General features: G+C 68.6%; 17 protein-coding genes. 8 read left to right on the forward strand and 9 right to left on the reverse strand.

The genetic code is table 11. From position 1 onward, the window contains the following. Positions 1-48 precede the first annotated feature (48 nt). From V6S66_RS11085 to V6S66_RS11105, 5 genes are all read left to right on the forward strand, one after another. Positions 49-750, forward strand: coding sequence for a response regulator transcription factor (locus V6S66_RS11085; RefSeq protein WP_334206800.1), 702 nt, complete (start codon positions 49-51; stop codon positions 748-750). A 278-nt stretch (positions 751-1,028) separates the two neighbouring features. After that, positions 1,029-1,859: a sensor histidine kinase gene (locus V6S66_RS11090; protein WP_334207256.1), complete on the forward strand. Its 831-nt coding sequence runs from the start codon at positions 1,029-1,031 to the stop codon at positions 1,857-1,859. A 186-nt stretch (positions 1,860-2,045) separates the two neighbouring features. Then, the gene (locus V6S66_RS11095; RefSeq protein ID WP_334206801.1) at positions 2,046-2,627 is read left to right on the forward strand and encodes a DUF305 domain-containing protein; all 582 of its coding nucleotides are present in this window, start codon (positions 2,046-2,048) and stop codon (positions 2,625-2,627) included. Positions 2,628-2,769: 142 nt separating this feature from the next. Beyond that, complete coding sequence (locus V6S66_RS11100; protein WP_334206802.1) at positions 2,770-4,233, forward strand: multicopper oxidase family protein; 1,464 nt, start codon at positions 2,770-2,772, stop codon at positions 4,231-4,233. Between the two features lie 77 nt (positions 4,234-4,310). After that, positions 4,311-6,641, forward strand: coding sequence for a heavy metal translocating P-type ATPase (locus V6S66_RS11105; RefSeq protein WP_442885922.1), 2,331 nt, complete (start codon positions 4,311-4,313; stop codon positions 6,639-6,641). Between the two features lie 119 nt (positions 6,642-6,760). Here the strand turns inward: V6S66_RS11105 and V6S66_RS11110 are convergent, their stop codons facing one another. Then, a complete protein-coding gene (locus V6S66_RS11110) occupies positions 6,761-7,768 on the reverse strand; it encodes a tyrosine-type recombinase/integrase (RefSeq protein WP_334206804.1) in 1,008 nt (335 codons plus the stop codon). A gap of 228 nt (positions 7,769-7,996) precedes the next feature. Here V6S66_RS11110 and V6S66_RS11115 point away from each other — a divergent pair, with 228 nt between their 5' ends. Genes V6S66_RS11115 through V6S66_RS11125 form a run of 3 tightly spaced genes read left to right on the forward strand, consistent with a single transcriptional unit; the run spans position 7,997 to position 10,533 of the window. Then, on the forward strand, positions 7,997-8,875 hold the full coding sequence (locus tag V6S66_RS11115; RefSeq protein WP_334206805.1) for a potassium channel family protein: 879 nt from the start codon (positions 7,997-7,999) through the stop codon (positions 8,873-8,875). Between the two features lie 28 nt (positions 8,876-8,903). Next, positions 8,904-10,142 carry a cation:proton antiporter domain-containing protein gene (locus V6S66_RS11120; RefSeq protein WP_334206806.1) on the forward strand — a complete coding sequence of 413 codons (1,239 nt, stop codon included), beginning with the start codon at positions 8,904-8,906 and terminating at the stop codon, positions 10,140-10,142. A 25-nt stretch (positions 10,143-10,167) separates the two neighbouring features. Continuing rightward, entirely contained in the window at positions 10,168-10,533 is a 366-nt protein-coding gene (locus V6S66_RS11125; RefSeq protein WP_334206807.1) for a DUF1330 domain-containing protein, read from the forward strand. Positions 10,534-10,594: 61 nt separating this feature from the next. Here the strand turns inward: V6S66_RS11125 and V6S66_RS11130 are convergent, their stop codons facing one another. From V6S66_RS11130 to V6S66_RS11165, 8 genes are read right to left on the reverse strand one after another with little or no spacing between them, the layout of a single operon-like run. Beyond that, the gene (locus V6S66_RS11130; RefSeq protein ID WP_334206808.1) at positions 10,595-12,007 is read right to left on the reverse strand and encodes an NADH-quinone oxidoreductase subunit N; all 1,413 of its coding nucleotides are present in this window, start codon (positions 12,005-12,007) and stop codon (positions 10,595-10,597) included. Between the two features lie 15 nt (positions 12,008-12,022). Then, positions 12,023-13,513, reverse strand: coding sequence for a complex I subunit 4 family protein (locus V6S66_RS11135; RefSeq protein ID WP_334206809.1), 1,491 nt, complete (start codon positions 13,511-13,513; stop codon positions 12,023-12,025). Positions 13,514-13,515: 2 nt separating this feature from the next. Beyond that, positions 13,516-15,456, reverse strand: coding sequence for an NADH-quinone oxidoreductase subunit 5 family protein (locus tag V6S66_RS11140; RefSeq protein ID WP_334206810.1), 1,941 nt, complete (start codon positions 15,454-15,456; stop codon positions 13,516-13,518). A 7-nt stretch (positions 15,457-15,463) separates the two neighbouring features. After that, positions 15,464-15,766 carry an NADH-quinone oxidoreductase subunit NuoK gene (locus V6S66_RS11145; RefSeq protein WP_334206811.1) on the reverse strand — a complete coding sequence of 101 codons (303 nt, stop codon included), beginning with the start codon at positions 15,764-15,766 and terminating at the stop codon, positions 15,464-15,466. Further along, positions 15,763-16,326, reverse strand: coding sequence for an NADH-quinone oxidoreductase subunit J (locus tag V6S66_RS11150; protein WP_334206812.1), 564 nt, complete (start codon positions 16,324-16,326; stop codon positions 15,763-15,765). The genes V6S66_RS11145 and V6S66_RS11150 overlap by 4 nt, the downstream gene beginning before the upstream one ends. Before the next feature lie 2 nt (positions 16,327-16,328). After that, complete coding sequence (locus V6S66_RS11155; RefSeq protein ID WP_334206813.1) at positions 16,329-17,291, reverse strand: NADH-quinone oxidoreductase subunit H; 963 nt, start codon at positions 17,289-17,291, stop codon at positions 16,329-16,331. Then, the gene (locus V6S66_RS11160) at positions 17,284-18,492 is read right to left on the reverse strand and encodes a hypothetical protein (RefSeq protein ID WP_334206814.1); all 1,209 of its coding nucleotides are present in this window, start codon (positions 18,490-18,492) and stop codon (positions 17,284-17,286) included. The genes V6S66_RS11155 and V6S66_RS11160 overlap by 8 nt, the downstream gene beginning before the upstream one ends. Next, positions 18,483-18,827 (reverse strand): NADH-quinone oxidoreductase subunit A, encoded by a 345-nt coding sequence (locus tag V6S66_RS11165; RefSeq protein WP_334206815.1) that lies wholly within the window; start codon positions 18,825-18,827, stop codon positions 18,483-18,485. Before V6S66_RS11165 ends, V6S66_RS11160 begins: the two co-directional genes overlap by 10 nt. Positions 18,828-18,890: the final 63 nt, after the last annotated feature.

Raw genomic sequence — 18,890 nt, forward strand, 5'->3', positions numbered from 1 at the left:
GTCCAGGTGGCGGAGGCGACGGCGTCGTCCCAGCGGCCACCATCTGGCATGCGGGCCTTGGTGGTGGAGGACGAAACCTCGTTGGCGAACCTGATCGGTAGCTACTTCGAGCGCGACGGGTTCGAGGCCTCCATCAGCCACGACGGCCTACAGGCGGTGGCGCTTGCCCGCGAGGTCGATCCCGACGTCGTTGTCCTCGACCTGGGGTTGCCGAGCCTGGACGGGGTCGAGGTCTGTCGTCAGATCCGGACCTTCTCGGATGCGTACGTCGTGATGCTCACCGCGCGCAGCGACGAGATCGACACCCTGATCGGCCTTTCTGTCGGCGCCGACGACTACCTGACCAAGCCGTTCAGTCCCCGCGTATTAATGGCACGGGTGCACGCGATGCTGCGCCGTCCCAGACAGTCACGAGAGCTCGCCGACCCCGGTGACCCCCTGGCCGAGGTGCGGACATTTGGCGCCTTGAGCATCGATACCGACGGGCGCGATGTCTGGCTCGACGGCGTACCCGTCGCTCTCACCCGGACCGAGTTCGACCTGCTGGCGGCATTGTCGGCCCGCCCCCGGATGGCCTTCAGCCGGCGCCAGCTCATCGACGACGTCTGGGGCCCCTCCTGGGTCGGGGACGAGCACCTGGTCGACGTCCACATCGGCCACCTGCGCCGCAAACTTGGCGACGACGCAGCGGACAGCCTCTACGTCCGCACGGTGCGCGGCGTTGGCTACCGGATGGGAACTGGCCAGTGAGCGCCGAAGGCCGAGTGCGGTGGGGTTTCGCCTCGCGCCTCCTCTCGGCCCAAGCCTTGGTGCTCGTCGCTGGAGCCGTGACGACGTGGGTCGTCGCGTCATTCGTTGGGCCGAGCATCTTCCGTGACCACCTGCACCGGGCCGGGGTCTCACACACGTCGGCCGAGGGCCGGCACGTCGAGGAGGCCTTCAGGGCTGCCCTGCTGATCTCGATCTCGGTCGCGCTCCTGGCCGCAACCATCACCGCGCTGGCAGTGACGTGGTACTTCACCCGCCGCGTGAAGCGTTCGATCGGCCAGGTGGCCTCGGCGGCCTCCGAGGTCGCTGCCGGACGCTACGACGATCGGGTTGCCGACCCCGGTCTCGGAGTCGAGTTCGCCACGCTCGCCGACAGCTACAACTCTCTGGCCCAGCGGCTCGGGAACGTTGAGGGGATTCGGCGGCGGATGCTTGCTGACCTCGCCCACGAGATGCGGACCCCCCTGGCGACCGTGGAGGCACATCTGGAGGCCGTCGAGGACGGCGTCCGCAGCCTTGATGAGGACACCCTCACCGTGATCCGCCTCAGCACCCGCAGACTCGGCCGACTCGCCGAAGACATCGCAGCGGTCTCCCAGGCAGAAGAGGGCACCCTCGACATCCACCGACAAGCCATCGAGGCAAGCGCCTTGGCCTCGGCAGCATCCGAGGGTGCCCAAGACCGCTTCACGGCGAAGGGCGTCCATCTCGGCACCCACCTGAACACTCACGACTCGGTGCTGGCTGACCCGGACCGCATCGGCCAGGTCCTGAGCAACCTGCTCGACAACGCCCTGCGTCACACCCCGACCGGGGGCAGCGTCACGCTGGGCTGCCGCCGCCACGACCGATGGGTCGAGTTCGTGATCGCCGACTCCGGGGAAGGCATCGCACCCGAGCACCTGGCCCATGTCTTCGACCGGTTCTACCGGGTCGACACAGCCCGGGATCGCAACCGAGGCGGCTCTGGAATCGGGCTGAGCATCAGCAAGGCCCTCGTCGAGGCGCATGGCGGCACCCTCACCGCGCTCAGTTCCGGCCCTGGACACGGCGCGACGTTCACTGTGCGGTTGGCCCCGGCCAACCGGTAGCCAGCGCGAGTTCGACCCGACGCCGGGCGCCGCTCTTCAGCGAATCTTCACAAGATCTCCGCCGGATCCCCGGGCCACGCACGTCAGGCTTTGAAGGCCGAGCGAACAGTTCGGCGCGCACCTGACATGTCGCCGGGATCCACAGCTCTGGCGGCCGAACCCGACCACTCAGCAGGAGACACCTCGATGAAGAAGGCGCTCGGCGTCACGGCTCTCACCGTCGCAGTCACGCTCGCCCTCGCCGGATGCGGGAGCAATGACACGACTGGCTCCAGCGCCAGCACGGGTGGTCACAACCAGCAGGACGTCGCGTTCGCGACTGACATGATTCCGCACCACCTGCAGGCCGTGCAGATGGCCGAGATGGCTCAGACCCAAGCCTCATCGAACGACGTGAAGACCCTGGCCGATCAGATGAAGGCCGCCCAGGGCCCCGAGATCGACACCATGACGCAGTGGTTGAAGAGTTGGGGCGAGGACGTCCCGGATGAGTCGATGGGTGGCATGGACGGCATGGACTCGGGAAGCAACGACAGCATGCCGGGGATGATGTCGGACCAGGCCATGAGCGAGCTCGGCGCCGCGACCGGCGACACCTTCGACCAGATGTGGCTCGAGTCGATGATTGCCCACCACGAAGGCGCCGTGCAGATGGCCGACACCGAGATCGCCGACGGCAAGGACCCCGATACCGTCGCTCTCGCGAAGTCGATCAAGGCTGCACAGACGACCGAGATCGCCACGATGAAGAAGATGCTCACGCCCTGACCGTTGAGCGAACCGCTGCACCCTGTGGACCTTCGTCAGATCTTCACCAAACCAGGGTCAGAAGTCGAAGCGAACAAATCACGATGGTGGGTGTGGTGATCCGGCTTCCATGAGGGATCCGGCGTCGACTTGGAGGAAACCCATGCAGGAGATCTCGCGCCGCGGTCTGTTCCTCGGCGGGCTGGCGGTCGCCGGGACCGGCGCCCTGGCCGCATGCTCAAACGGGCCCGGGACAGCACAGACGAACTTCGCCACACCCTCACGCCTGCGGCCTCTCGCGGGCCAACGAGTGGTGCAGCACCAGCTGACCGCCAAGGCGACATCGCTGGACCTGGGCGGCACCACGGTCGACACCTGGGCGTTCGGTGACACCGCACCAGGGCCGCTGATCCGCGCCACAGCTGGTGACATGTTGCGGATCCAGGTCGACAACCAGCTTCCGACTGACACTACGGTGCACTGGCACGGCATCGCGTTGCGCAACGTCGCGGACGGGGTTCCTGGCCTGACTCAGGATCCGATCGCTGCCGGCTCGTCGTATCTCTACGAGTTCACTGCTCCGGATCCCGGCACATATTTCTACCACCCCCATGTCGGAGTCCAGCTCGACCGCGGCCTCTACGGACCGCTGATCATCGACGACCCCCACGAGCCGGGCGACTACGACTTGGAGTGGGTGGTCGTACTCGACGACTGGGTCGACGGCACCAGCCGCACCCCCGACGACGTGCTGGCCGACCTCACCGGCATGTCCGGAGACGACACGGGCTCCATGGGCGGGATGGACATGGGCGGGATGTCGATGGGCGGCGACCCGCCCTTCGGTGACGCCGGCGACGTGACCTATCCCCACTACCTGATCAACGGCCGCGTCCCGACCTCCCCCGACGTGCTGCGTGGCAAGCCCGGACAGCGGGTCCGACTACGGATCATTAACGCCGGTTCTGACACCATCTTCACCCTCGCTCTGAGCGGTCACCGTCTCACCGTCACCCACACCGACGGGTTCGCGGTCCAGCCCCGGGACGTCGGTGCTCTCTACCTCGGGATGGGCGAACGGTACGACGCCACCGTCACCCTCGGCGACGGCGTGTTTCCGCTCATCGCGGCGCCGTACGGCAAGGAAGGCCAAGCCATGGCGCTGATCCGGACCGGATCCGGTGCCGCACCAGACCCCGCCATCCAGATCGCCGAGCTAACCGGCCCCATCCTCCAGGGCGCCGACCTCCAGCCAACGCAGGCGTCACGACTCTCAACCAGGGAACCGGACTCCACCCAGATGGTGCATCTGAGCGGCCAGATGGCGCCGTACCGGTGGGCCATCAACGGAGCCCCCTACGGCGAGAACGACCCCCTCCTGATCAACGAGGGCGACCGGGTCCGCCTGGAGCTGATGAACATGACCCAGATGACCCACCCGATGCACATCCACGGCCACACGTTCGCGCTGCCCAGCGGGCTGAGGAAGGACACCGTCCTGATCAAGCCGATGTCCTCGCTCGCGGTGGACCTGCAGGCCGACAACCCCGGCAACTGGATGACCCACTGCCACAACATCTACCACGCCGAGGCCGGCATGATGATCGCCCTCAAATACCGGACCTGACCCCGATGTTGGCAATTGGGCCACCAACCACATAGGGGCATGCTCATCTCATGACCCGTGACACCGAGGACCGGACAATGAACCCATCGCCTCAGCTTGTGAAGGACCCCGTTTGTGGCATGGACGTGGACAGTCTGACGACCGAGCACAGTCTGGAACACGAGGGTTCGACGTATCACTTCTGCTCGGCGCACTGCCGGGCGAAGTTCGAGGCGAACCCGGGTGACTTCCTCAACCCGCCGACCGTGCCGACAGCCCCGGACGCTGAGGCGGACGGCGCAGTGGACGGAGCCGTGGAGTACACGTGCCCCATGCACCCGGAGATCCGGCAACCTGGACCGGGCGCGTGTCCGATCTGCGGTATGGCGCTTGAACCCGTCACGGTGACTGCCGACACCGGCCCCAGCCCCGAGTTGGCCGACATGACCCGGCGGTTCTGGATCGGCCTGGTCTTGTCGGTCCCGGTGCTCATCCTCGAAATGGGCGCCCACCTGGTTCCGGCGCTGGACGACCTGGTCAGTCCGACGGCCTCGACCTGGATCCAGTTCGTCCTGGCGACCCCGGTCGTGTTGTGGGCCGGCTGGCCGTTCTTCACCCGGGGATGGACCTCGGTACGCACGATGCAGCTCAACATGTTCACCCTGATCGCGATCGGCACCGGTGTCGCCTGGCTCTACAGCGTGGTCGCCACGTTCGCGCCGGGCGCCTTCCCCGAGGCGTTCCGCAGTATGGGCGGCACCGTCGATGTGTACTTCGAGGCCGCCGCTGTCATCACCGTGCTGGTGCTGCTCGGCCAGGTTCTGGAGCTGAGGGCCAGGGAGCAGACCTCGGGAGCGATCAAGGCCCTCTTGGACCTCACCCCCAAGACCGCGCACCGGATCACCGATGACGCTGGCGAGGAGGACGTGAGCCTGGAGGTGGTGCAGATCGGCGACCGACTGCGTGTCCGCCCCGGCGAGAAGGTCCCCGTCGACGGCATCGTCGAGGACGGTCGTTCCTCCCTCGATGAGTCCCTGGTCACCGGGGAGTCCATGCCCGTCACCAAGACCACCGGCGACACCGTCATCGGCGGCACCCTGAACCAGACCGGGTCCCTGGTCGTCCGAGCCGACAAGATCGGCCGCGACACGATGCTGGCCCGCATCGTCCAGATGGTCGCCGAAGCCCAACGCTCCCGCGCACCGATCCAGCGGATGGCAGACCGAGTCGCAGCCTGGTTCGTGCCCGCGGTCCTCGGTGTGGCCCTGCTCGCGTTCATCGCCTGGGCCGCCATCGGGCCGGACCCCCGCCTGGCTCACGCCCTCATCGCCGCCGTGTCGGTCCTGATCATCGCCTGCCCCTGCGCACTGGGACTGGCCACACCGATGTCGATCATGGTGGGGGTGGGCCGAGGAGCCGGCGAAGGTGTCCTGATCAAGAACGCCGAGGCGCTCGAACTCATGGAGAAGGTCGACACCCTGGTCGTCGACAAAACCGGCACGCTGACCGAGGGACGCCCCTCGGTCACTCAGATCGTCGCGGCCCCAGGCTTCGACCGCGACAGTCTGCTCAGACTCGCCGCGGGCGTCGAGAGCGCCTCAGAACACCCCCTCGGCAGAGCAGTCGTGGAAGCAGCAAACGCCGCCGGCCTCACCATCCCAGAGGTCACCGACTTCGACTCCCCCACCGGCAAGGGCGCCCTCGGCACCGTCGAGAGCCAGCAGGTGGTCCTGGGCAGCGCGGGGTTCCTATCCAGCCACGACATGGACGCCACGTCCATGACCGAAGAGGCCGATGAACTCCGCGCCGATGGTGCCACCGCCATCTTCATGGGCGTTGAGGGGACCGTGGCTGGCATCTTCGCGATCGCCGACCCCATCAAGGACACCACCGCAGACGCCCTGGCCGCGCTGCGGGACGAAGGGATCGAGGTGGTCATGCTGACCGGCGACAACCGGGTCACCGCTGAAGCGGTCGGACGACGCCTGGGCATCGACCGGATCGAGGCCGAGGTCCTCCCCGACCACAAGAGCGACATCGTCAAGCAACTCCGCGACGAGGGACGAGTGGTCGCGATGGCCGGCGACGGCGTGAACGACGCCCCCGCCCTGGCAGCTGCCGACGTCGGGCTGGCCATGAGCTCGGGGACCGACGTCGCGATGGAGAGCGCCGGAGTAACCCTGCTCAAGGGCGACCTGATCGGGATCGTGCGCGCCCGCAAGCTCTCCCAAGCCACCATGTCGAATATCCGCCAGAACCTCGTGTTCGCCTTCGCCTACAACACGGCCGGCATCCCCGTGGCCGCCGGAATCCTCTACCCCACCTTCGGGATGCTGCTCTCCCCGATCATCGCCGCCGCCGCCATGTCGCTGTCCTCGGTCAGCGTCATCACCAACGCCCTACGCCTACGAACGCGCAATCTGGGATAGGCGACTCGCCCAGCTCAGGCTGAGGGCTGTTCGTCGGACGCACAGTCCCCGACCCGGTCTCAGCTGGAGGTTCGATCGCGCCCGGGCGGCTGAGGCTTTCCGCCGGGGGCCGGCGGCGGTCATAGTCCGAGGTCCTTGCTTGAGGTCGTGGCGAGCGCCTCCATGGGTCGGATGTAGCGGTTGACGAGGACGGAGATGTCTTTGTGGCGAGTTTGGGTGGCGATCCGGTGGAGTGGGACACCCGCGAGTGCTGCTTTGGTGGCGTGTCCGGCGCGTAGGGAGTGGGCGGTGATCCGGGTTCCATCGAGTCCAGCCGCGATGGCGCGTTCTCGGAGCATCCGGGCCACGACGTGGTTTCCGAGCGGCTGGTCGCTGATGCGGCTGCACCAGATCCGCGAGAACAGCGGGCCTGGCTGGTGGCCTCGGACCCTGAGCCACGCGCCTAGTGCGGCGACGGGGTCGGTGGCCGCGTGGCTGCCGTGGGCCACGGCCACGACCTGACCTTGACCCTCCTGGTCGGTCTTGGAGTGCCGGATGCTGAACAGGATGCCGCCCGGTTTGGTCTCGACGTCGGCCAGGGTGAGGGCGACCAGTTCGGAGCCGCGCATGGCTGAGGCGTAGCCGAGCAGGATGATCGCGGCGTCGCGTGCTCCGATGGGGGTGCTGCGGTCGATCGCGGTGATGATCTGGCGGATCTCGGGGACGGTGAGCGGCCGCGCGAGGCGCCGCGGTGCGGTGCCATAGGTGCGGCGCAGGCCGAGGCGGACCTGGCGGACGAGCTCGTCCTCGGCTGGGTTGGCCAGGTCGCGCTGGCGGTGCATGTGCCGGATGGCGGTGCAGGCCATGTTGAGGGTGGCCACCGCGGTGCCGGTGGCGGCGCGTTCGACCAGGTAGGCGGCCAGCGCATGGGGGTCAGCCGGGAGCGCAGGGATACCTCGGCCTGCGCACCAGCGTTGCCAGACCCGCCAGGTGTGGGCGTAGAGGATGCGGGTGGATTCGGCATGGGCGGCGTCGAGCGCGGCAGCGATCCGCACTGCGTCGTCCACGGTCAGACCAACTGGGAGATCCTCCGAACGGCGTGAGGAGGACACGGTCACGGTGCGTGCGAGGGCGAGGGTGGTGGTCATGGCCGGGTTGTACCGGCGGACGTCGCACTCCCCCGGCCCGGACCAGGAGGACGGCCAGAAGCGCGGCGCTGGTGCTTACGTCGGTAAGCGCTGACTTTTCGATGACGCGTCAAATCCGAGCACCGATCAGGCCGAGTCCCGCCGCCTTGGCCCGGACATGGACGGCGCGCCTCGGAGGGCCCGAGACGTCGGCTCCGACCGTGTAGCGATGAGACTACAGTCGTCCGGATGGGATGGATGATCAGCTCGGCTGGCCTGTTCGTTGTCCTGGTAACACTGTGGGACATCTTCCACACCCTGTGGCACCCCGGCGGGTTCGGCCGGCTCTCCCAGTGGGTGTTCCAGCTCGTGTGGCGGGTCACCAAGCACGTGGTGCCCAGCCTCACGCGGCAGCTCGCTGGGCCCATCGGCATCCTCGGGGTCGTGATGCTGTGGACCGGTCTGATGGTGATCGGCTGGACGCTGGTCTATCTACCCCACATGCCCGAGGGCTTCTACTTCGGATCCGCACTCAGCCCCGAGCAGTCTTCCGACGCGTTGGCTGCGCTGTACCTGTCGTTGGTCACCCTGGCAACGCTCGGCTTCGGCGACGTCACCCCGGCTGACCCTGGCCTGCGCCTACTGACACCCTTCGAGGCCTTGCTCGGGTTCGTCCTCTTGACCGCCGCCATCTCCTGGATCCTGCAGGTCTACCCCGCCTTGGGCAGGCGCCGTTCAGTCGCGAAGCGGTTGAGCATTCTGCGCTCCGGCCAAGCGACGGACGTCGTGGCCGGCGGAGAGCCCTGCGTCGCCAGCCGCATGCTGGAAGCCGTGACTGAGGGCGTGATCCAGGTCGAGACAGACCTCCTGCAATATGCCGAGTCGTACTACTTCCTCGAGGAGGAGGAAGAGATGTCGCTGGCCGCGACCCTCCCCTACGCGCTGGAGATGGTGGACGCCGGAAGGGCGTCATCCTCGCGGGAGGTGCGCCACGCAGCCGAGATGCTCGCTGCGGCCGTCGAGAGCCTCGCAGGGAGGGTGGACCGCGCCTACCTCGGGACCGGGTGCCCGACCCCGGAGGTGCTCGCGTCCTACAGCTCCGACCACGGGTTCGGTCGGCACGCATGATGACGGAGGCTCCGGGAACGGCTCTTCCATGACCCTCGATGTGCTGCTCATCGCGGTCGGTGCGCTCGGTGTGCTGGTGGCAGCCTTGTCTGCGCGCATCAGGCGGCTGCCGCTGTCCGAGCCGCTCCTGGCGTTGGTGGTAGGCGTGTTGCTCGGCCCCGAGGTGTTCGGTGCCTTGCCTCTGCCACCGATCACCGCCGAGCAGGGGGTCGTTCACGACGCGACCCGGGTCCTCCTGGTGATCTCGGTGATCGGGGTCGCGCTGCGCTACCCCTTCGGTTCGGTGCGCTCACAGCTGCGGCCGGTCGTGATCCTGCTGTTGGTGGCACTGCCGGCCATGGCTCTGATCTCCACGGGCCTGACCGCCGGCATCCTCGGAGTCGCGCTGGGAGCTGCGCTGATGCTCGGTACGGCGATCTGCCCTACCGACCCGGTCCTGGCATCCAGCGTGGTCACGGGCAAGCCCGCCGAGGAGGACCTGCCCTCACGTGATCGGCAGATCCTCTCCTTGGAATCGGGCGCCAACGACGGTCTCGCGCTGCCGTTCGTGCTCGCCGCTGTGGCCCTCGCGGGACCCATGACCGCGGGGGAAGCCGTGGCCGAGGCGCTGTGGCAGGTGCTGGGCGCGGTCGCCCTCGGGGTGCTCGCCGGTTGGCTCGGCGGTCGCGCCTTGCGGGCCGGCGAGCAGCATGGGGCGACGTCCCACGGCCCGATGCTGCTGTTCACCGTCCTGCTCGCCCTGCTCGTGCTAGGCCTGTCGGGCGTGCTCCACCTCGACGGTGTCCTGGCCGCCTTCGTGGCCGGTCTCGCCTTCAACCTGACCAGCACCGGCAGCGAGCGGACGGCGGACCTGGAGATCGACGAGGCGGTGAACCGGTTTGCGGTCCTTCCGATGTTCGTCCTGCTAGGCGCCACCCTTCCGTGGACTGCGTGGGACGAGCTGGGCTGGGCCGGAATCCTTCTCAGCCTCGCCGTGCTCCTGCTGCGTCGAATCCCCGTACTGCTACTGCTCAAGCGTCCGCTCCACCTCGGCTGGCCGGACGCGCTGTACCTGGGTTGGTTCGGACCGGTCGGTGTCTCGGCCGTGTTCTACCTGACCCTCGAGGCCCAGGAGCTCGATCTACCCGACATCGTCCTGGGCGCCGGGATCATGATCGTGGTCGCGAGCACCGCGGCCCATGGCCTGACGTCCACGGACGGACGCCTGCTCTACCGACGCCTGACGAGCGAGACCACAGCCGGGCAGGAGCACCAGGCATCCGGGTGAGGGCGCTCGTGCCAAGATCGGGGACATGGCTATCGACCCGCGAGGCGCCGACCTGAAGCGCTATCTCCAGGAGGACGCCGGCGGACCGGTCGTGATGCTGAATCTGTTGCGGTTCGCCGAAGGCGGTCGCGACCTATACGACCAGTACGCCCGAGCTTTGGAGACGACGTTCCTCCCGCGATACGGCGGTGAAGTCCTCTTCGCGGGCGATGGGTCGACGTCGCTCGTCGCCGAGACGGGACAGAGCTGGGACGCCGTCCTGCTAGTGCGCTACCCCTCGCGAGATGCGTTCACCCGGATGGTCGCCGATCCGGAATACCAGGAGGTGACTGACCTCAGGAGCCGAGCGCTGACCGAGGCGGTTCTTCAGTCGACGACTCCATGGGCCTGAACCGCTGCGGGTGCGGTTGACGACTCCCGTGCGACCCCGGCGGGTTGGGACGGCCCCTGGCTCAGGTGATGATCTGCCACAGCAGTCCTGCGCCGATGCCGAGCAGGACGCTGAGGAGCGCTGTGACCGCAGCCGCGGATGCTGAGAAGACCTTCGGCGCGAAGACTGTGCGTTCTCCGGACTCCGCAACCTCGCCGGACGGTCGTTGGCTATAGACCGGTGCGATCCAGCGCAGGTAGTAGAACAGGCTGGCCACGGTGTTGACGAAGACGGCTACGACGAGCCAGGGATGGCCCGCGTCCCAGGCGGCGGCGGTCGTGGTGAGCTTGCCCGCGAAGACGATGGTGGGCGGGGTCCCGACCAGTCCGAGCAGGGCGACCACCAACGACGCTCCCAGCCAGGGATGCGTCCGACCCATGCCCCGGTAGGAGTCGAGGTCTCTGTGCACGGGCAAGGCAGTGGTGACTGCGAAGGCGGACAGGTTGGTGATCGTGTAGCCGGCGAGGTACAGCAGCAGTGACGGGAGCGCGAGGTCGGTGCGGCCGGCGACTGCGACGGGGACGAGCAGGTAGCCGACCTGGCTGACGGTGGACCAGCCGAGCAGCCGTCGGGGGTCGGTCTGCCAGTAGGCGGCGAGGTTGCCCAGCGTCATGCTGGCCACGGCCAGCAGCCCGACCAGGAGCGGCCAGGGCAGGGTGTCCGGGAGCGTTGCGACGAGTCGGTAGGCGGCGATCACGGCGCCGATCTTGGGAATGGTGGTGAGGAAGGCGGCGACTGCTCCCCCGGCACCTTGGGCCGCGTCCGGCACCCAAAAGTGGCCGGGGACCCCGCCGGCCTTGAACATCAGCCCGCCCAGCACGGCGACGACACCTGCGGCCACCGCCCCGGCCGGGGCGTCAGCGAGACGACGTGTGAGGTCGGCGTACGAGGTGGTGGCAGTAACGCCGTAGAGGATGGTGACGCCGGCCAGGAGCAGGATGCCGAACAGCGCACCGATGAGGTAGGTCTTCAATGCTGCCTCGGCGGCCTGCGGGGTGCGCGCGATGCCGATCAGCCCGTAGAGCGGGATGCTGGCGAGCAGGAACCCGACGGCCACGATGAGCAGGTCGTCAGCGCCGGCGAGGATGAGCGTGCCGGTCGTGGCGAACAGCATCAGGGCGTAGGTCTCGCTCTCTCGGGGCGAGCCATCGATCTCGTCGGAGGCCAGGACCAGGACAACGAGGGCGCCGAGAGCGGCCACGATCCGTGCGACGCCCGTGGTCACATCGACCGCGAAGGTGCCTTCCATCGCCATCTCCGCCGGACCCGCGAAACTGGTGGCAGCCGCGGTCGCTGCCGCGAGGAGGGCCACCGCCGCCACGACACGCGTGACCCACTGACGGTCGCGCGCGAGGAAGGATCCACTGAGCAGCACGACGAGCCCGCCGAGGAACAGGATGATCTCGGGCAGGAGCAGCAGTGGCCGCATCTCCATCGAACCCAAGGCCGGTTACCTCCCTACCAGGTCGATGAGTACCTCGGAGGCCGGTTCGATGACGTCGAGCAGTGGTCGGGGGAACACGCCGATCAGCACCGAGAGCAACAGAAGGGACCCCACTGACCAGAGCTCGGCGGGATGCAGGTCGCCGAACCCGGTGGACTGTCCGCGGGTTTGCCCGGTGAAGATGCGCTGCAGGGCGCGCAGGAACAGCGCGGCGGTGATCAGGATGCCGACGACCGCGATGGTGGTCACCGGGGCGGCGGCGATGCTGCCGGTAAAGATCTGGAACTCGGCGATGAATCCGGAGAAGCCGGGAAGGCCCAGCGAGGCGAAGGCGCCGAGCGCGAACAGTGCGGCGAACCGGGGCGCCGGCGCCGCCAGCCCGCCGTAGGCGTCCATGTCGTAGCTGCCGGCGCGGTCGTGCAGGACACCAGCGAGCAGGAACAGCGCACCGGTGATCAGGCCGTGGCTGACCATCTGCGTCACGGCGCCGGTGACGGCGATCGAGCGTGCTTCGGCGGTGTCCCCGGCGACCAGGCCCGCTGCGCCGACGGCGAGCGCGATGTAGCCCATGTGGTTGACCGAGGTGTAGGCGATCATGCGTTTGAGGTCGGTCTGCGCGAGGGCGACCAGGGCGCCGTAGATCACCGAGACGATGCCGACGACGATGATCACCCAGGCCCACGCCCGCCACGCATCGGGGAGCATCGGCATCGCGATCCGCACGAACCCGTAGGTGCCCATCTTCAGCAGCACCCCGGCCAGCACTGCCGAGCCGACGGCGGGGGCGTCGGTGTGGGCGGGTGGCAGCCAGGTGTGGAAAGGGACGGTCGGCGTCTTGACTGCCAGGCCGATCAGGATCGCGGCGAGCACCAGGCCCCCGGCGGGCGAGGAACCGGCCAGGGGTGTCTGCTCGGACAGTTCGACCATGTCGAAGGTGTGGGGGTCGGCGGCGATGTAGAGGCCGATGAAGCCGACCAGCAGCGCCAGGGAACCGAGGAAGGTGTAGAGGAAGAACTTCAACGCCGAGCGGGCGGCGTCGCCGTGGCCCCAGCCGGCGATCACGAAGTACATCGCGACGATGGACAGGTCGAAGAAGACGAAGAACAGGATCAGGTCGGCGGAGACGAACAGGCCCATGCTGACCGACTGCAGGAAGAGGAAGAGCGCCGCCTGCAGGCGTGGGCGGTCGGTCTCGCGAAGGGCGTAGACCGCGCAGGCCACAAAGATCACCGCCGTCATCGCGATCAGCGGCAACGACAGGCCGTCGACCCCGATGTGATAGCTGCTGTTGACGCCCGGGATCCACTCGGCCCGCTGCTCGAACGCCAACTGTCCCTCTGCGGGGGTCTCGTACTGCCACCACACCACGACCACCAGGGCCAGGTCGACGGTCGCGACGGCCACCCACGACCACCGTGCGGCGGCGTCACTGAGCCGGGGCAACAGGACGAGTGCCAGGGCCGCGGCCAGGGGCAGGAAGACGATGAGACTGAGCACGTTCACCTCACTGTGAGGAGGAGCAGGACGCCGATCGCGAGCACCGCGACGGCTTGGATGTAGTACTGGTGCAGCTGTCCGGTCTGCGGGCGTCGGGCGAGTCGGCCCAGGCCGCGTGTCCAGGAAGCGACGCGCTCGACCGTTCCGTCGAGCCACCGGTTGTCACCGCGGGCGCTGCGCTCGGCAGCGCTCATGGATCCCCGCGAGACCGCCTCGACACTTCCGTCGACGACCGTGTCGTCGAAGGCGGCCATGCCGCGGGCCGCGGTGAGGGCGCCCGTCGCCGACCGGGTCACCACCCGGTCGAGCACGTGGTCGTCGAAGCGCGCCAGCCGCTCGGCGATCCGTACGGTCGGGCGTACGACGACCACGTGCGCGATGTGCTCGAGTCCGAGCCACCCCAGCGCCCAGCGCGGCTCTGGAACACGACGGCGCCACCACACCAACCCGACCACGGCCAGGGCGATCAGGGCCGAGACGGCGAGTTCCAGCGGTGCCGGGTGAAGCGGCTCCTCCGCCATCGTCCGGGCGACCGTGTCTCCGACAGGCGGGAGGGCGAGCACTCCCAGGACGAGGGCGCCGAGCGCCAGCACGACGAGCGGCGCCTGCTCCAGCGGACCGACGTGGCGGGTGCCCTGCTGCTCCTCGTCGTGGTGCCCCTCGACCTCGGCATGCTCCTCCAGCGGCACCGGCCGCCACACGACCATCAGGATCTTGCCGGCGTACGCGGCCGAGAGCGCCGCGGCTGCGAGCCCGACGGCGTAGAGCAACGGCGACTCCTCGAGCGCCGCAGCGAGCACGGCGTCCTTGGTGGCCCAGAGCGCCAGCGGGGCCACTCCTGCCAGCGACAGTGCGCCGGCCGTGGCAGTGACTCCGAGCAGCCGCCAGCGACGCGCGGCGCCCCGGAGCCCGGCGAGGCGTTTGGTGCCGAGCGCGGTGAGCCACGCCCCGGCAGCCAGGAACAGCAGCGCCTTGGTCGAGGCGTGCGCGACGAGGTGCGCGGCTCCCCCGCTCACCGTTCCCAGGCCCGCGGCCATCACCACGAAGCCCAGCTGGGCCGCGGTCGATGCCGCGAGCAGCTGCTTGAGGTCGCGCTGCGCCACCGCGACCGCGCCGAGCAGCAGAGCCGTCGCGGCGCCGATCCATGCGGCTGCGCCGGCGGCCCACCCGGTTGCCGTCAGGAGCGGCTCGACGCGGAGCAGGAGGTAGCCACCCATGGCGACCATCGCCGCCGAGTGCAGCAGGGCCGACACCGGGCTGGGGCCCTCCATGGCCCGCGACAGCCAGAATGAGAACGGCAGCTGCGCCGCCTTGCCGAGCGCCGCGACCAGCAGCCCCGCTGCGATCACGTGTCGCCAACCCGCGCTACTCTCCGCCAGGTCGGCCAGCGCCAGTCCGGATCCGCCCGCCACCGCCGCTCCCGCAGCGACGTACATCCCGACGTCGGCCGTGCGGGTGGTCACGAAGGCGGTCACACCGGCCGAGACCCGTTGGTCGTCTCGCCACCAGAAGCCGATCAGCGCGAACGACGTCGCGCCCATCACCTCCCACGAGAAGAGCAACGCGGGCAGGCTCTGCGCCGTGGCCGTCACGAGCGCGGCGGCGGCGAACAGCAGCATCAGCCCGTGGAACCGCGCCTGCGACTCGCGGATCTCGCCAGCGGAGAAGATCACGACCAGCAGCGTGACCACGGCGACCATTGGCACCACCAGCGCGGAGAGTGCGTCGACCCCTAGCGCGAAGTCGCTGCCGGCCATGAAGGGCACCGATACCTCCGGGCGGGCGAACGCCACGATGAGTGCCAGCACCGCGGTGAGGGTGCCGGTGACCAGCGAGACGACCGCGGCGGCGCGTTCGAGCCGTGACAGCGCCAGCGCGGCACCGATGACGGCGGGAAGCAGGACGAGCAGCCACAGCGCGCTCTCGGTCAAGGTGCGTGTCACCGGCGGCTCACCCCGAAAGATCCGCGGCCATGTCGGTCATGTCCGAGTGCCGTTCCCGGTGCAGAAGGGTGGCGACGGCGAACCCCATCGCCATCTCCAGCGTCATCGCAGCGATGATCACGAGCAGCAGAACCTGACCGGTGGGGTGCGGTGCGAGGAACCACCAGAAGCCACCCGCGGCGAGGATGAGCGCGTTGATCATCAGCTCCAGGCCCATCATCACCATCACCACGACCTGCTGGGAGATCGCGCCGTAGAGGCCGATGGCGAAGAGTGCCGCGGCGATGAGCAAAGTCGCATCCAGCGTCATCGGCCCACACCCCCCGGCTGAGGGTCGTCGGTCGGCCGCCGCTTCAGGTCGTCCCCGAGACGGTCGTAGCGCGTGCGGTGCGCAGCCAGCACCACCCCAGCGACGATCGTGGCAACCATGACCGGACTGATGACCGCCATCACCAGCATCTTCGGCCCCATCAGCTCCTCACCGAGAGCCATCGTGACGTCGGCTGGTGGGCTGCCACGGCGCTCTGGCCAGTCGATGAGCAGGATGCCGGCGGCGAGCCCGACGAAGGTCGTGAGGGCGACGGCAAGTGCGGTCTTGTTGCCGTGCACCATGCTCATCGGCATCAGCGCGGGGTTCATCCCCATGAACATGACCATGTAGACGGCCATGATGGCCATCTCCATCACCATCATCAGGATCGTCACCACGCCGACGTAATTCTGCTGCAGGAACAACACCAGCACCCCGACCGCTACGAACGAGAGCGCGAGGGCGTACGTCGCCCGCGCCATCGAATCGACGTAGAAGACGGCAGCGCCTGCGAGGACGGCCACGATGCCCAACCCCCAGAACGCGATGTCGACGACCATGCTCATCCCCTTCCCGCTGCGACGACGGCAACGATCAGGTCCTGCACGAGCACCGCCGGCAGGAGCACTAGCCAGCCGACCTCCGTGAACTTGTCGGGCCGCAACGCCGGCACACGGCGGCGGACCCACACCAACACCGTCAGCAGGACCACGGTCTTGAGCAGCACCCAGGCCCAGCCCGGCAGCAGCGGGCCGGCGCCACCACCGAGGAACATCGGCACCGCGAACGCGGCGCCCGCCGCCAGCAGCGCATAGCGTCCCGCCTCGAACACCAGCCGGTCGACGCCGGACAGCTCGGCGCGCACACCGCCAGCGATATCGGTGCCGATCGCCGGCGCGAACGGCCCGCTCACGGAGAACGCGACGACACCGAGCAGGTAGACCAGGAACGCCACCGGCATCCACACCGCGAACCAGAGCTCGGCTTGTGCCCCCGCGACCTGTCCGACGTTGAGGCTCCCCGCCGCGATCGCCGGGGCGACCAGCGCGAACATCAGCGGCAGCTCGTAGCCCAGGCCATGTGCCAGGAAGCGGTAGCCGCCCACCAACGGGTACGCCGAGTTGGCCCCCCATCCGGTCAGCCACACCACCGCCCAGGCCAGGACGTCCATGGCGTTGAACCACATCACGCCGACGTCTAGGTCGAAGATCGTCCACTCCCCCAGCGGCACCACCGTCACCATCAGGGCCGCAGTCACGAGCAGTCCCGATCCGCCGGTCCGCCAGAGCAGGTTGTCGGCCTCGACGGTCGTCCGGCGTCGCTGGCGCAACAGCCGTGCGGTCTCCCCGAACGGCCGCCCCAGACCGCCCGCCACGCCACTGACTCGCGCGGACAACGCACCATCGAGGGCTGCAGCGAAGAGCGCCAACGAACCCAGGATCAGCAGCGCCAGGATCGCCCAGCCGCCGGGAACCACCGTCACCCCGGGGGTGATGGCCCCGGCCGCGAGCGTCCACTCAGACATGCGAGGCCCCGCGCTCCGCTGCGCCGGACTGCAGCTCATGAAGGTCCAGGCTGGCGAGGACCAGTCGTGCGGTGGCCAGGTCGAGACCGGTCACCAGTCCACCCAGCTGGTCAGTGGAGGCGCGCTCGCCGCCCACGTCGGTCTCCGCCTCCTCCAACATGCGCAGCAGGCGGTGATAGGTGTCGCCAGCCAGCGTCGTCGGGAGCCCGTGCTCGCGAAGGTCCTCCTCGCTCAGCGGCCGGACCCCGCGCAACGACCAGCGCAGCACCCGCGACCGGCGGATCCGACGGACCAGACGAGCGGTTCGTGCGGACGCTTCGGCGTCTGGCCCGCCGCCGAGCAGGCAGTCGCGGATCACACGGGCCTCCGCAGCAGCGTCCCCCCATCCGGCTAGCGCGAGCAGGGCGACGATGTTGTCCATCCGGCGCGCCGTGGCATTCCGGGGTGACACGGCGTGCGACATCCCGGCGTCGAGGAACTCTGCCTCCGCCTGGATGACGACGTCACCCTGCAAGGCGCAGCACAATACGAGGCCGGCCGGCCAATGCGGCAGAACCGGGCCGAGGCGCACGTTCAGCACGTCCATCTCCAACCCGTCACGGTCCTCACCGCCCTCGGCGAGAGGGATGCCACCAGGCGACATCTCCATGTCGCCGTGGTCCATGTCGCCGTGGTCCATGTCGCCGTGGTCCATGTCGCCGTGGTCCATGTCGCCGTGGTCCATGTCGCCGTGGTCCATGTCGCCGTGGTCCATGTCGCCGTGGTCCATGTCGCCGTGGCCCATGTCGCCGTGGCCCATGTCGCCGTGGCCCATGTCGCCGTGGCCCATGTCGCCGTCGGTCAGCAAGTCCTGGGCGGCCGGGCGGCTCTGTGCATCGCTGCGATGATGGGTCGTGTCGAGCAGACCGGCGTAGGCGTCGTCGAGACGCGTCAACGCCTCGTCCCGATGCCACACCTCGACTCGCACGCGGGGGCCTGGCAACTGGTGCCACACCTGCTCGACCGCCTCGGCGAGCCGGGGTCCCATCTCTCCGCAGACCGCCAAGACGTCTGCGTCAGCTGGAGAGGAGGCAAGCGTCCAGCCTCGCTCGATAATGGCCCGTTCGACCGCTGCCCGGGTCTGCCAGTGTCCCGGCGCCTCGACCACGAGTACGTGTGCGTTCCTGGCTGCGCGCCGCTCGAGCTCGACAATCAGACCCATCGCAGCGCGCCCTCCCGCCACGCCCACACAACCGCGACGAACAACGCGGCGAGGAAGAGGAACATCTCGAGGATCGCCGTGCTCCCCAGCTCTGCGACAACTACGGCCCAGGGATACATGAAAAGCATCTCCACGTCGAAGGCGAGGAACAACAACGTGGCCAGGTACCAACGGACGTGGTACCTGGACAGCGCGTGCTCATTTGGCTGCCAGCCCGACTGGTAGGGAAGAACGACCAGCGGATCCTTCGAGACCGCGACCAGCCGGTGCACCAGGTACGCCATGAACACGACCAGCAGCACACCAGTCGCCAGGATGATCAGCCCCGTGTACATCGCGCTCCCCTCTGTGACCTCTCCGGAATGTTGAACTCAGGATGGTTTGCAGACCTCGAGATA

The organism is Aeromicrobium sp. Sec7.5 (assembly GCF_036867135.1).
Classification (GTDB): Bacteria; Actinomycetota; Actinomycetes; order Propionibacteriales; family Nocardioidaceae; genus Aeromicrobium.

Coding starts and splice junctions, on each gene's coding strand:
- V6S66_RS11155 (WP_334206813.1), bottom strand. CDS start 17,291: ATGTCTGAGTGGACGCTCGCGGCCGGGGCCATCACCCCCGGGGTGACG.
- V6S66_RS11105 (WP_442885922.1), top strand. CDS start 4,311: ATGAACCCATCGCCTCAGCTTGTGAAGGACCCCGTTTGTGGCATGGAC.
- V6S66_RS11110 (WP_334206804.1), bottom strand. CDS start 7,768: ATGACCACCACCCTCGCCCTCGCACGCACCGTGACCGTGTCCTCCTCA.
- V6S66_RS11145 (WP_334206811.1), bottom strand. CDS start 15,766: ATGACGCTGGATGCGACTTTGCTCATCGCCGCGGCACTCTTCGCCATC.
- V6S66_RS11100 (WP_334206802.1), top strand. CDS start 2,770: ATGCAGGAGATCTCGCGCCGCGGTCTGTTCCTCGGCGGGCTGGCGGTC.
- V6S66_RS11160 (WP_334206814.1), bottom strand. CDS start 18,492: ATGGGTCTGATTGTCGAGCTCGAGCGGCGCGCAGCCAGGAACGCACAC.
- V6S66_RS11150 (WP_334206812.1), bottom strand. CDS start 16,326: ATGGTCGTCGACATCGCGTTCTGGGGGTTGGGCATCGTGGCCGTCCTC.
- V6S66_RS11085 (WP_334206800.1), top strand. CDS start 49: ATGCGGGCCTTGGTGGTGGAGGACGAAACCTCGTTGGCGAACCTGATC.
- V6S66_RS11115 (WP_334206805.1), top strand. CDS start 7,997: ATGGGATGGATGATCAGCTCGGCTGGCCTGTTCGTTGTCCTGGTAACA.
- V6S66_RS11125 (WP_334206807.1), top strand. CDS start 10,168: ATGGCTATCGACCCGCGAGGCGCCGACCTGAAGCGCTATCTCCAGGAG.
- V6S66_RS11120 (WP_334206806.1), top strand. CDS start 8,904: ATGACCCTCGATGTGCTGCTCATCGCGGTCGGTGCGCTCGGTGTGCTG.
- V6S66_RS11165 (WP_334206815.1), bottom strand. CDS start 18,827: ATGTACACGGGGCTGATCATCCTGGCGACTGGTGTGCTGCTGGTCGTG.
- V6S66_RS11095 (WP_334206801.1), top strand. CDS start 2,046: ATGAAGAAGGCGCTCGGCGTCACGGCTCTCACCGTCGCAGTCACGCTC.
- V6S66_RS11130 (WP_334206808.1), bottom strand. CDS start 12,007: ATGGAGATGCGGCCACTGCTGCTCCTGCCCGAGATCATCCTGTTCCTC.